The sequence below is a fragment of the Ligilactobacillus sp. Marseille-Q7487 genome, assembly GCF_949152225.1.
Lineage (GTDB): Bacteria > Bacillota > Bacilli > Lactobacillales > Lactobacillaceae > Ligilactobacillus.
In genome coordinates this window covers 1,123,225-1,135,512 of the sequence record NZ_CASCJC010000001.1, presented here as the reverse complement: position 1 = coordinate 1,135,512, position 12,288 = coordinate 1,123,225, and the positions used below count along the sequence as shown (strand labels likewise).

Annotated in this window: 11 protein-coding genes and 1 other annotated feature; of the genes, 10 read left to right on the top strand and 1 reads right to left on the bottom strand. The window is 34.8% G+C overall.

Translation table 11 applies throughout. The features are described from left to right. Nucleotides 1-14 precede the first annotated feature (14 nt). Nucleotides 15-896 (bottom strand): proline iminopeptidase, encoded by an 882-nt coding sequence (gene pepI / locus QM017_RS05600; RefSeq protein WP_178198401.1) that lies wholly within the window; start codon nucleotides 894-896, stop codon nucleotides 15-17. Nucleotides 897-1,047: 151 nt separating this feature from the next. On the opposite strand from pepI, the gene QM017_RS05595 reads away from it, so the two are divergent. The 10 genes from QM017_RS05595 to infC all read left to right on the top strand — a co-directional run bounded on the left by QM017_RS05595 (nucleotide 1,048) and on the right by infC (nucleotide 12,275). Continuing rightward, nucleotides 1,048-1,491 carry a MaoC/PaaZ C-terminal domain-containing protein gene (locus QM017_RS05595; RefSeq protein WP_178198402.1) on the top strand — a complete coding sequence of 148 codons (444 nt, stop codon included), beginning with the start codon at nucleotides 1,048-1,050 and terminating at the stop codon, nucleotides 1,489-1,491. A 21-nt stretch (nucleotides 1,492-1,512) separates the two neighbouring features. After that, nucleotides 1,513-2,214 carry a Bax inhibitor-1/YccA family protein gene (locus tag QM017_RS05590; RefSeq protein ID WP_178198403.1) on the top strand — a complete coding sequence of 234 codons (702 nt, stop codon included), beginning with the start codon at nucleotides 1,513-1,515 and terminating at the stop codon, nucleotides 2,212-2,214. 166 nt (nucleotides 2,215-2,380) lie between these two features. Then, nucleotides 2,381-5,056, top strand: a complete 2,676-nt coding sequence (gene polA / locus QM017_RS05585; protein WP_282709098.1) for a DNA polymerase I — start codon at nucleotides 2,381-2,383, stop codon at nucleotides 5,054-5,056. A 43-nt stretch (nucleotides 5,057-5,099) separates the two neighbouring features. Beyond that, entirely contained in the window at nucleotides 5,100-5,930 is an 831-nt protein-coding gene (gene mutM, locus QM017_RS05580) for a DNA-formamidopyrimidine glycosylase (protein ID WP_282709097.1), read from the top strand. Beyond that, the gene (gene coaE, locus QM017_RS05575; RefSeq protein ID WP_282709096.1) at nucleotides 5,927-6,529 is read left to right on the top strand and encodes a dephospho-CoA kinase; all 603 of its coding nucleotides are present in this window, start codon (nucleotides 5,927-5,929) and stop codon (nucleotides 6,527-6,529) included. The genes mutM and coaE overlap by 4 nt, the downstream gene beginning before the upstream one ends. Nucleotides 6,530-6,577: 48 nt before the next feature. Beyond that, the gene (gene nrdR / locus QM017_RS05570) at nucleotides 6,578-7,039 is read left to right on the top strand and encodes a transcriptional regulator NrdR (RefSeq protein WP_282709095.1); all 462 of its coding nucleotides are present in this window, start codon (nucleotides 6,578-6,580) and stop codon (nucleotides 7,037-7,039) included. A 19-nt stretch (nucleotides 7,040-7,058) separates the two neighbouring features. Next, the gene (locus QM017_RS05565) at nucleotides 7,059-8,345 is read left to right on the top strand and encodes a DnaD domain protein (protein ID WP_178198408.1); all 1,287 of its coding nucleotides are present in this window, start codon (nucleotides 7,059-7,061) and stop codon (nucleotides 8,343-8,345) included. A 17-nt stretch (nucleotides 8,346-8,362) separates the two neighbouring features. Then, on the top strand, nucleotides 8,363-9,298 hold the full coding sequence (gene dnaI / locus QM017_RS05560; RefSeq protein WP_178198409.1) for a primosomal protein DnaI: 936 nt from the start codon (nucleotides 8,363-8,365) through the stop codon (nucleotides 9,296-9,298). Nucleotides 9,299-9,594: 296 nt separating this feature from the next. Next, complete coding sequence (thrS, locus tag QM017_RS05555; protein WP_282709094.1) at nucleotides 9,595-11,544, top strand: threonine--tRNA ligase; 1,950 nt, start codon at nucleotides 9,595-9,597, stop codon at nucleotides 11,542-11,544. Between the two features lie 52 nt (nucleotides 11,545-11,596). Next, nucleotides 11,597-11,724 (top strand) — a sequence feature (ribosomal protein L20 leader region). 47 nt (nucleotides 11,725-11,771) lie between these two features. Continuing rightward, nucleotides 11,772-12,275 carry a translation initiation factor IF-3 gene (infC, locus tag QM017_RS05550; protein WP_178198411.1) on the top strand — a complete coding sequence of 168 codons (504 nt, stop codon included), beginning with the start codon at nucleotides 11,772-11,774 and terminating at the stop codon, nucleotides 12,273-12,275. Nucleotides 12,276-12,288 lie beyond the last annotated feature (13 nt).

The following is a 12,288-nucleotide window of genomic DNA, read 5'->3' as shown; positions in this document are numbered from 1 at the left end:
TTAGCATTTGAGTATTAATTATATTCGTTGAGCCAATCTGCTAAAATTTGGCAGTATTTAGGATAATTTTCAACAAAAGGCATATGCCGACAGTTGGCAAATAACTCCCATTTAGCATCAGGCAGGTTATCAAACATTGTTTTAGCGACCAAAGGAGTGCATAAGTCATCCGTACCACTGATGATCAAACTAGGAATCTTGATTTGGTGAAGTTTAGCTGTGTAGTTATAATCGGCCAAATTTCCTAATGGAGAGTATTCATTTGGTCCCCAGGCGGTTTGGTACGCTAGTGTTCCGCTTTTTTTAGGACGCCATAGTGGTTCGGGATCATTTTTGGTGAAATGTGGTGCACAATGACGTAACATGAATTCTTCGTTAGCTTTAAGATATTCAGATGATGTAAAGTCGCCAGTTTCCTGAGCTAAAGCAATAGCTTGTTGTAGATTTAAAGGTAATTCTTTAATCATGCGCTGTTGTTCTTGCCCCCATAAATTAGCATCAGAAAGTGTACTTGACAAGATGACACTTTTGACATTTGTAGGTTGATAATCGCATAAATACATGATGGCAAGCATTCCGCCAAATGACTGACCTAAGAGATGAAATGATGATAACTGTAGATGCTTAATCAAAGCATCTAATTCTTTTAGCCAAGTTTGACGATTATAGATGCTAGGATCATTGGGGATACTAGAATTACCACAGCCAATTTGATCGTACATGATGATTGGTTGTTTATACTTTTGAGCAAATTCATCGAAAATCTCAAAATAATTATGAGTTGATCCAGGTCCGCCATGTAACATGACTAGTGGTGTTTTAGTGCTGTGAGCGGGTTTAATTATGCGATAATAAGTTTGATATTGGTTAAATGACATATATCCTTCATATAACATATAAGACGCATCCTTTTGTTGTTTTAAACCTAGTATAGCAGACTTTATTATAAAATTTAAAATATTTTAATATTTTAGCAAGCGTAGACTATCGCAAAGAAGAATCAGTTATGATAAAATATTTTTAAGATCTCATGGAGGTGCAATGTAAATGTCTGAAGATGCGTATCGGCAGGGCAAAACAATCGAACAAATTAAAGAAGGCGATTCATTGACTGTCACAGAAAGTATTTCGGAAAGAGATTTATTGTTATATTTAGGATTGACCAATGATGATAATCCAATCTATATTCAACAAAGTTATGCAAGACAAACGGAATATAAAAAACCAATTATTCCACCCGTTTTGTTAATGGGGATTATCACAAGTTCAGTATCTAAACTTTTTCCGGGACCTGGTAGTGAAATTGTTAACATTTCATTAAATTTACCTAAACCTGTTTTTCACGATGAAATGGTTACATTTAATTTTGAAATCATTAAGGTAGATAATATGAAAGAAGTTGTGACGATGTCTGTTGAAGGCGTTAATCGTCAAGCAGAAAGAATTTTAGATGCTGTTTTGATGGTGCGTCCGCCTAAACCTCTAGGATAAGCAAAAGAAAGGAAGAAAAATATGAATAATAATATTTATGAGCCCCAGACACAGGTGGGATTAAATAATTTTTTAGGTAAGATGTATGGTTTTATGGCTGCAGCAGTAGGTGTTTCAGCTTTGGTTGCCTGGTTAAGCGTGACTGTTTTTTATCAAAGTGTTTTTGCGTTTTTCGTGCAAAATAAATTTGCGATGTTACTATTATTAGTAGTGCAAATGGGCTTAGCGATTTCAATGTCGTTTAAAGCGGATCGTAATCCTGCTTTAAGTATGTTGACACTATTTTTATTTGCGGCAATTGAAGGATTGTTTTTTGGAGTTGTATTATTAGTTTATACTGCTCAAGACATTACGATGGCCTTTGTTTCAGCAGCGGTAGTCTTTGTAGTGTTAGCAGCTTTTGGGACAACGACTAAAAAAGATCTTTCAGGAATTGGGCGCCAAGCAATGGCTGCATTGATTGCGTTAGTAATTGTTAGCTTAATCAATTTATTCCTGCAAAGTTCAGCAATTACCTATGTCTTTTCGTTTATCGGAGTTATTATCTTTAGTGCTTTAACAGCATGGGATTCACAAAAATTCCGTCAAATGTATTTGCAATATGGTAGTCAAATTAACCCAACAAATCTTGCTTTGATGGGTGCATTACAACTTTATTTAGACTTTGTTAATATTTTCTTATACTTACTTCAAATTTTTGGTATGGGAAATAGCAAAGATTAATATTAGAATTTAATCCCCCAAGTGTTAGTACTTGGGGGATTTTTGAATGCAAAATAATAAGTTGGGGGAGCATTAAAAGATTTATAATCTTAGACTATCGGTTTTTGTTTTGGACAAATATTTGTTAGAATATTATTAAGTTAATAATGGAAATTTGAGGAGAAAAATGATGGAAAAACTAGTTTTAATCGATGGGAATAGTGTGGCTTTTCGTGCTTTTTACGCATTATATAGTTCATTAGATCGATTTGTAAATCATGATGGATTACACACAAACGCAATCTATGCTTTTAAAAATATGTTAGATAAGATTTTAGCAGACTTTAAGCCAACACATGTAATGGTTGCATTTGATGCGGGTAAAACAACTTTTAGAACCGAAAAATTTGCAGATTATAAAGGACAAAGAGCTAAGACACCGACCGAGTTATTAGAACAATTACCATATTTGCGCAAATTATTAGAAGCGTATGGAATTAAGTATTATGAACTGGTCAATTATGAAGCAGATGATATTATTGGAACATTAGCTAAGCAAGGACAAGATGCTGGATATGAAGTAGTAATTGTAACTGGAGATCGTGATCTAACTCAGCTAGTGACCGATAAGATAACAGTTGCAGTAACGCAAAAAGGAGTCAGTGAAATCGAAGAATACACGCCACAACACGTGCGCGAAAAATACGGCTTAGAGCCACAACAAATCATCGACATGAAAGCTTTAGTTGGTGATAGTTCAGATAACTATCCGGGTGTGACTAAAATTGGCGAAAAAACAGCAGTGAAATTATTGAGTCAATTTGGAAGTGTTGAAGGAATCTATGAACACATCGATGAATTAAAAAAATCAAAGATGAAAGATAACTTGGTGGCTGAACAAGAGATAGCTTATTTGTGTAAAGATTTAGCAACGATTCGTCAAGATGCTCCAATTACAATTGAAGTTGCAGATTTACTCTTAACTAGACCAGATCAAAACGCATTAGTAACTTTGTATCAAGAATTAGATTTTAAACGCTTTTTAGAGCAACTTTTGGGTCAAACACAATTAGATTTACAAACACAAGAACAATTAGCAGATATCGCATATACTTTACTGACTGAAGAAAATGTTTTTGAGTTAATTGAAGATGCTAAGAAAACTCAAAAGCTTAGTTTTCATTTAGAAATGGATAATGATAATTATCATACAGCTCTTTTTTTAGGTTTTGCTTTTGAAGTAGGCGCGAAGCACTATGCTAGTCGAAATTGTGAATTGTTGCAAAATCCAGCAATTAAAGGTTTGTTAGAAGATCCAGTAATCAAAATTGATTTGTTTGATGCTAAAAGAACCTATGTTGGTTTGAGACGACTAGATATTCAAATGCAAGGCTTGGACTTTGATTTGTTATTAGTATCGTATTTATTAGATACTAGTGATAACGATAATGACTTGGGTAAACTAGCATTACAACATGATTATCACCAAATGCCAAGTGATGAAGAAGTTTATGGTAAAGGGGCTAAACGACAAATTCCAGTTGAAGATGAGATATTCTTACAACATTTAGTACGTAAAACCAATACCATTGCACAACTCAAACCTTCCTTGCAAGAAAAATTACGAAGCAATTGTCAAGAAGACTTATATCTGACGATTGAACGTCCATTAGCTTTAGTCTTAGCAGAAATGGAAATTGCAGGTATTAAGGTTGATCAAGAACGTCTTTTGACAATGCAAGAGGAATTTAAACAACGTTTGACACAACTAGAAGAAGACATTTATTGTCAAGCAGGCGAGGAATTTAATTTGAATTCGCCTAAGCAATTAGGAGTAATTTTATTTGAAAAACTTCAGTTGCCAGTCATTAAAAAGACCAAAACGGGTTATTCTACTTCAGTAGATGTTTTAGAACAACTACGTCCAATGGCTCCGATTGTAGACGATATTTTAAGTTATCGGCAACTTGCTAAATTGCAATCGACGTATATTGAAGGGTTGTTAAAGGTAATCTTTAAAAAAGATAGTAAGGTGCATACAAGATATACACAAACTTTAACTGCCACGGGACGTTTATCTTCTGTTGATCCTAATTTACAAAATATTCCGATTCGCTTAGAAGAAGGACGTAAGATTAGACAAGCTTTTGTTGCAAGTAAGCCAGGTTGGGAAATATTTGCATCTGATTATTCTCAAATTGAGTTACGCGTATTAGCGCATATCTCAGGTGATGAAAATATGCAACAAGCTTTTAAAAATGATTTAGATATCCATGCTAATACGGCGATGAGTGTTTTTGGTTTAAGTGATCCAACACAAGTGACTGCAGATATGAGACGTCAAGCCAAAGCCGTTAATTTTGGGATTGTTTATGGGATTAGTGATTTTGGTTTAGCACAAAGCATAGGAACAACGCGTAAAAAAGCAAAAGAATTCATTCAAACTTATTTTGAAGCTTTTCCAGGAGTTCATTGTTACATGCAAGAAATTGTTGCCAAAGCGCAAGAGCAAGGTTATGTTGAAACGATATTCAAGCGGCGTCGCTATCTGCCAGATATTAATGCTAAAAACTTTAATTTGCGCTCATTTGCACAAAGAACTGCAATGAATACGCCAATTCAAGGTAGTGCAGCTGATATTATTAAAGTTGCAATGATAAAAATGCAAAAAGCTTTAAAAAAAGAAGGCTTACAAGCCAGGATGTTACTTCAAGTTCATGATGAGCTGATTTTTGAAGCGCCTAAAGAAGAAATTGCAATTTTAGAACAACTTGTACCTAAGATTATGGATTCTGCAGTTGAATTAGCAGTTCCATTAAAGGTTGAAAGTGCCCATGGATTAACGTGGTTTGATACTAAATAGATTTGATGAAAGGAAAAGCTATATTTTTATAGTAGATTGAATTATGCCAGAATTACCAGAGGTTCAAACGGTCCGTGCAGGTTTAGAAAAATTGGTCCTAGGAACTAAAATTACTAAAGTTGAAATCTTTTATCCTAAGATCATTATTGGAGATACTACTGAATTTTGCGAAAAATTAGTCGGACAAGTGATTGAAAAGATTGATCGAAGAGGAAAATATTTACTTTTTAGATTTTCGAATAACCTAACGATGATTTCACATTTGCGTATGGAAGGTAAGTATTTTGTTTTGCCAAGTAAACAAGAGCCAAAAAAACATACGCATGTTGTTTTTGAGCTAGATAATGGTCAAAAACTTTGCTACAACGATGTTCGCAAATTTGGTAGAATGCAGCTAGTTATAACTGGTCAAGAGGAATCCACGACAAGTTTATGTAAATTAGGACCTGAACCGGTTTTACCTGATTTTAAGGTTAAAGATTTTTATCAAGCGTTACAAGGGAAAAAGAAAGTCATTAAGACTGCTTTACTTGATCAAAGTTTAGTTGCGGGTCTGGGAAATATTTATGTTGATGAAGTTTTATGGATGAGTAAGATTCATCCGCAAACTTTATGTAATAAGATTACTTTTGCGCAGGCTAAAGTTTTACATGCTAATATCATTGAAGAATTAGCTTTAGCTGTTCAAGCCGGTGGGACAACAATTCGCTCGTATACTGATGCATTTGAGCACAGTGGAATGTTTCAATTTAATTTACATGTTTATGGTAAAAAAGGACAACCATGTGAACGTTGTCAAACAAAGATTGAAAAAATCGTTGTTGGTCAACGTGGAACACATTTTTGTCCAAAATGTCAGAAGGTGAGTCGATGACTTATATTTTAGGATTGACTGGTGGTATAGCCACGGGTAAATCAACTGTTAGTGCATATTTAAAAACTAAAGGAGCTCAAATTATTGATGCTGACTTACTTGCTAGAGAAGTTGTTAAGCCCAAAACAAAAGGTTGGCAAGAAATCATAGCAGTGTTTGGAAATGAAGTGTTATCTGCGGATTTAACACTAAATCGACAAAAATTAGGCCAACTAGTTTTTGCCGATGCAGCCAAATTAAAACAGTTAAATCAGATAACGGGTCCTTTGATACATGCATTATTTTTGCAAGAAATTGCAGAAGCTAAAAAAAGAGATGTTAGATTGCTTGTCTTAGATATACCTTTATTGTTTGAAAATAACTATCAACAACTTTGTGATTCAGTGATGGTACTAACAATTCCTGAAAAGTTACAGATTCAAAGAGTAATGAAACGAGATAATTTGACGATGCAACAAGCTAGACAACGCATAGCAAGTCAAATGCCAGATGAACAAAAGAGAAAATTAGCAGATGTTGTCATCGACAGTAGTCAACAACCGTCAAAGACTTGTTTGGCGGTTCAAAAATGGCTAGACTTAAAGAATTTGATAAAATAGGTTATAATAAATATTATAGGTAAGTTTTAAATAACCGAGGTGAAAAAAATGAAATGTCCTCAATGTCAGTGCGGTAGTTCACGAGTAATTGATAGTCGCTCGGCGGATAATGGTCAAGTTATTAGAAGACGGCGTGAATGTGAAAACTGTGGTCATAGATTTACAACTTTTGAACGCATTGAAGTAACCCCACTATTAGTAATCAAAAAAGATGGTACACGTGAAGAATTTGACAGAGAAAAGATTCGTAAAGGGATTGTTCGCGCATCTCAAAAACGTCAAATCGGAATGGATAAAATAAATGAAGTTGTAGAGCTTGTGGAAAAGAAAATTCGTAATTTAGGTGGCAACGAGATAGCCAGTCAATTGATTGGTAAGTATGTTATGGATGAATTAGCCCAGATTGATGATATTGCTTATATTCGTTTTGCTAGTGTTTACCGCGAGTTTAAAGATATGAAAGCATTTGCGACTGAATTAAATGAATTATTAAAAGATGGTAAAAAATAGCTAAGTAGGAGTAATCAAAATGAAAATTTCACCTAAAGATACAGTGATGTTGCAAAGCGTTGCCCCGATAACGTATCAAGATTTGCAGTTCGTTTTGCGTTTATATCAACCGTTAATGGAACCGGTGGGATTTAGTTTATATGCTTTAATCGGGGATTTAGCACAAGAAAAAGAACAACCAATTATGAAAGTATCTGACTTAGAAATGCTTTTAGGATGTGGATTGCAAGCTTTTTATGATGCTAAAAGAAAATTAGAAGCTTTAGGATTATTACGTACATTTTATGCTAAGCAAGGAACTAATTATTATGTTTATGAACTTCAAAAGCCATTGACCCCGACTCAATTTTTTAAAGAGGATATGTTACGTTTATTATTACTACAATTTGTAGGAGAACAGCAGTATCAGTGTTTGGTAGATAAGTTTGTTACTGTTAAGTCGGTTGAAAAAGGTTTGACAGAAGTCAGTTGTAATTTGCTTGATGTCTTTTCGTTGGCTCCACAACAACTTCAACAAAATCTAAAAGCGCCACAGACCGAAGAAACAGCGCAAGTTGAGTTTCCCAAAATAGTTGGAGATTTTGATAAAGAATTTTTTTATGATTTGGTGAAGAATTCTTTTGTTTTAGATGAAGTCGTTTTAGCGAAAATTGAACGTTTATCTTTATTAAAGGCTTTATATGGTCTGACAGAGCAGCAGCTTGTTTCGTTACTAGAAGCTTCATGGTCGATTCAAGATAACGACATTGATTGGGCTGGCTTTGAAAAAAGAATTCAAGAGCAATATGATTGGCAATTAAAAGTTACCGATGAAACGGTAATGAATGCTGAAGTCAAACAGAGTCAAAATATATCAAATAATGAAAATCAAGAATTGCTTAAAGCATGTAGGTATTATCGACCAGTAATGTTTTTACAAATTATTAGAAATAAGAGTGCTAGCTCTCAAGAGGTTAAGTTACTTGAAAATGCCTTGAAAATGGTTCCTGCTGAAGTTGTTAATATTGTTATTCATTATGCAATTATTAACCAAGAATATAGTGTTCTCAATGAAAAATATTTCACTAAGATTATTGCGGATATGAAGGCTAATAACATTATGACAGCCCAACAAGCAATGAACAAGGTACAAGATTTTTATGCAAAGATCGCACAAACTAAGACGCCGGTGTCGTTTAAAAAGACTGTTCGTCAAAAAGGAAAATTACCAAAGTGGGCTACAAATCCAGAATCTATTAAAATTGAACAAGAAAATGTGCCTAGCAGTGCTGAACTAGCTGAAAAACTAAGACGTTTAGATGAATAAGAAAAGAGGTGTTGACATTGCTAAATAAAATTAATGGGTACTTAGAAAATGAAACAAATTTAACTGAAAAATACATTGAGATCATGCAAAAAAAGGTATGGCCTGACAGTGATGTAAAAGCTTTTTTAAAGGATAATCAAGCCCAGCTTACTCCAGAAATCATTAAACGTGGTGAAAGTAAGTTATATGAGTTTGTATTAGTAAAAAATCAACTTGCTCAAGGCCAAGCAACGATGACACCAGGATATACACCTAGCTTAGTTTTAAATAATCAAAGAATAGAAGTTGTTTATACGCCAACTGCGGAGTTTTTAGAAAAGCAACGTCAACTAGAGATTAAAAAAAGAATCCGCTTTTTTAATAATCGAACTCCTAAGCATAATAAATTAGTGAGATTTAAAGATATTACGACAAATGATAATAATCCAAGTAGATCAATAGTTTTTGCAAAAATGATGGACTTTTTGAATCATTACATTGAAAAACCTTATGAATTTCATAAAGGTTTATATTTGTACGGTAGTTTTGGGACTGGAAAGACTTTTTTCATGACTACTTTAGCTAATGAGTTAGCAATACGAGGATATTCATCTTTAATAGTGTATTATCCTGAATTTGTCAGAAAAATGAAAGATGCAATTAACAATGGGCAAACGACCCAATTGTTAAATGAATTATGTGATGTTCCAATTTTAATTTTTGATGAGATTGGTTCAATTGAAACAAGTAATTGGGTACGCGATGAATGTTTGGCAATTGTTTTGCAAGCACGCATGGAACAAGAGTTGCCAACGTTTTTTACGTCAAACCTTTCATTAGACGAGTTACAACAAGCATTAGAGGTTAATAATCGGGATATCTCAGAACCATTGAAGGCCCAAAGATTGATGGAACGTATTAAATTTTTAGCTGATGAGTGTGCAATGATTGGAAAAAATTGGCGAAATTCATGAAAATGGCAGATAACTCTTGCAAAAAATGATAGATAGTGTTTAAATTAAACTAAATCATGTGAAAGACAAACGGTCATTCTTGCAGGGAAAGAAGCCTTGACTGAAAGCTTCTTAAAATAATGACTTACCACTTTCATTTACAGCCTAATGAAAAGTTAGGACGGATTGCTTCCGTTAACAGCAGACTTGAGGAGTTTAGTCTTAGACTAGGCTTAAATTTGGGTGGAACCACGTTAATGAACGTCCCTAGTACATTTTGTGCTAGGGGCTTTTTATTTTATTTAGGAGGGTCAAACATGACACAAATTAAAATCACGTTTCCTGATGGAGCAGTGAAAGAATTTGCGGCTGGTGTTACAGTTAAAGAGATTGCTGAATCAATCAGTATTAGTTTAGCTAAAAAAGCAGTAGCTGGTAAATTTAATGATAAATTAGTTGATTATAATCAACCATTAAATGAAGATGGAGCAATTCAAATTGTTACTAAAGATTCACAAGATGCATTGGTTGTTTTATGGCATACAGCAGCTCAAGTATTAGCGAATGCTTTACATCAATTGTATCCTGAAATGAATTTTGGTAAAGGTGATGTAACGGAACATGGTTTTTACTATGATACAGATAATCAAGCAGGGCAAGTTGCCGAAGCTGATTTTAAAAAAATCACCAAAAAAATGGCCGAAATCATCAAGGCTGATTTGCCAATCGAACGTTTAGTTTATACTGAACAACAAGCCTTAGAATTAGTTGCTGGTGATAAATATCAAGAAGAATTGGTTAAAGATATAGCAGCTGCTAATAACGGTCAAGTTGAAGTGTACAAGCAAGGTGATTTTATTGATTTATCAGAAGGAGCACAACTTTCTTCTACTGGTCAAATCAAAGTCTTCCAATTGCTTTCTGTAGCAGGAGCTTACTGGAAAGGTGCTTCAAGTAATCCAATGTTACAACGTATTTACGGGACAGCTTTCTTTAAACAAAAAGATTTAGATGATGAATTACAACGTCAAAAAGAAGCACATGAACGTGATCATCGTGTGATTGGTAATGATTTAGATTTATTCTTTGTTGATCCATCTGTAGGAGCTGGTTTACCATATTGGATGCCAAATGGGGCAACAATTCGTCGTATTTTAGAACGTTATATTATCGACAAGGAAGTTAGCTCAGGGTATGATCATGTTTATACTCCAATCTTGGCTAATGTTAACTTGTATAAACAATCTGGTCACTGGGATCATTATCGTGATGATATGTTTCCACCAATGGATATGGGTGACGGGGAATTGTTGGAATTACGTCCAATGAACTGTCCATCACATATTCAGGTTTACAAGCATCATAAACGTTCATACCGTGAATTACCATTACGCTTAGCCGAATTAGGGATGATGCATCGCTATGAAAAGTCTGGTGCGCTAACAGGTTTATCACGTGTACGTGAAATGACTTTAAATGATGGTCATACTTTTGTGACACTTGATCAAATTGAAGATGAATTTAAGAAAATTTTGCAATTGATGGTTGACGTGTATCATGATTTCAATATTACTGATTATCGTTTCCGTTTGAGTTATCGTGATCCGCAAAATACTGAAAAATATTTTGACGATGATGAAATGTGGGAAAAATCTCAAAGTATGTTAAAGAAAGCTATGGATGACATGGGCTTAGAATACTTTGAAGCAGAAGGTGAGGCTGCCTTTTACGGTCCTAAATTAGACGTTCAAACAAAGACTGCTTTAGGTGGAGAAGAAACACTTTCAACTATTCAATTAGACTTCTTGTTACCAGAACGCTTCGATTTGCACTATATCGGTGCAGATGGTCAAGAACATCGTCCAGTGATGATCCATCGTGGTGTGATTTCAACGATGGAACGTTTCACAGCTTATTTGACAGAAATGTACAAAGGGGCCTTTCCAACTTGGTTAGCACCAAAACAAGTTGAAATTATTCCAGTTAAAAATGAATTACATTTTGACTACGCTAAGAGCTTACGTGACCGTTTAGTAGTCCATCAATATCGTGTAAGTATCGATGATCGTAACGAAAAGATGGGTTACAAGATTCGTCAAGCTCAAGTAAATAAAGTGCCATATACTTTAGTTGTTGGTGATCAAGAAGTAGCTAATAACACTGTGGCAGTACGTCGGTATGGTCAAGAAAAGACTGAAACAATGACGTTTGATGAGTTTATGCAAGTTTTAAATCATGACATTGAAACATATAGTCGTGAAGATTAATCTGAATTTTTGCTTGACTTATGATTTAAAACTTGTTATGATTTAACAGTTGAGAAAAAAGCAGAAGCACCCGCTTCTCGCCTAGAGAGTTCAAGCTCCCGGGCAGAATTACGAAATTAATTTCCGTTTAATACGGATTTATGGGTGTTTTGCAACTGCAAAACACCTTTTTTTCTGCATTTTCTCCTGAATTTTAATGGAGGTGAAACGCCATAGCAGTTGATAAGATGGTTAACGAAGGTATTCGCGCCAAAGAACTCCGCTTGATTGGAGACGATGGTGAGCAGCTTGGAATCAAGACCAAGCAAGAAGCCTTGAATTTAGCTGAACAAGCTAACTTAGATCTTGTTTTAGTTGCACCAAAAGCGAAGCCACCCGTTGCCAAGATTATGGATTATGGGAAGTATCGTTTTGAGTTGCAGAAGAAACAACGTGAAGCTCGTAAAAAGCAAAAAGTGGTTAATATTAAAGAAGTCCGCTTGAGCCCAACGATCGACACGAATGACTTCAATACGAAGATGAAGAACGCGCGCAAGTTCCTAGCAAAAGGGGACAAAGTGAAAGTTTCCATCCGCTTCAAGGGTCGTGCAATTACTCATAAAGAGATCGGCCGCGACGTTCTTAATAAGTTCGCTGATGAAACACAAGATGTTGCAACAGTTGAATCGAAAGCAAAAATGGATGGTCGCAGCATGTTTTTAATGCTAGCACCTAAAGCCGAAAAAGAATAGGCTTTATCATCAT

Bases quoted from the DNA above. Each gene is read 5' to 3' on its own strand.
- mutM (WP_282709097.1), top strand. From the start codon at position 5,100: ATGCCAGAATTACCAGAGGTTCAAACGGTCCGTGCAGGTTTAGAAAAA.
- nrdR (WP_282709095.1), top strand. From the start codon at position 6,578: ATGAAATGTCCTCAATGTCAGTGCGGTAGTTCACGAGTAATTGATAGT.
- QM017_RS05590 (WP_178198403.1), top strand. From the start codon at position 1,513: ATGAATAATAATATTTATGAGCCCCAGACACAGGTGGGATTAAATAAT.
- thrS (WP_282709094.1), top strand. From the start codon at position 9,595: ATGACACAAATTAAAATCACGTTTCCTGATGGAGCAGTGAAAGAATTT.
- QM017_RS05595 (WP_178198402.1), top strand. From the start codon at position 1,048: ATGTCTGAAGATGCGTATCGGCAGGGCAAAACAATCGAACAAATTAAA.
- pepI (WP_178198401.1), bottom strand. From the start codon at position 896: ATGTTATATGAAGGATATATGTCATTTAACCAATATCAAACTTATTAT.
- coaE (WP_282709096.1), top strand. From the start codon at position 5,927: ATGACTTATATTTTAGGATTGACTGGTGGTATAGCCACGGGTAAATCA.
- polA (WP_282709098.1), top strand. From the start codon at position 2,381: ATGATGGAAAAACTAGTTTTAATCGATGGGAATAGTGTGGCTTTTCGT.
- QM017_RS05565 (WP_178198408.1), top strand. From the start codon at position 7,059: ATGAAAATTTCACCTAAAGATACAGTGATGTTGCAAAGCGTTGCCCCG.
- infC (WP_178198411.1), top strand. From the start codon at position 11,772: ATGGTTAACGAAGGTATTCGCGCCAAAGAACTCCGCTTGATTGGAGAC.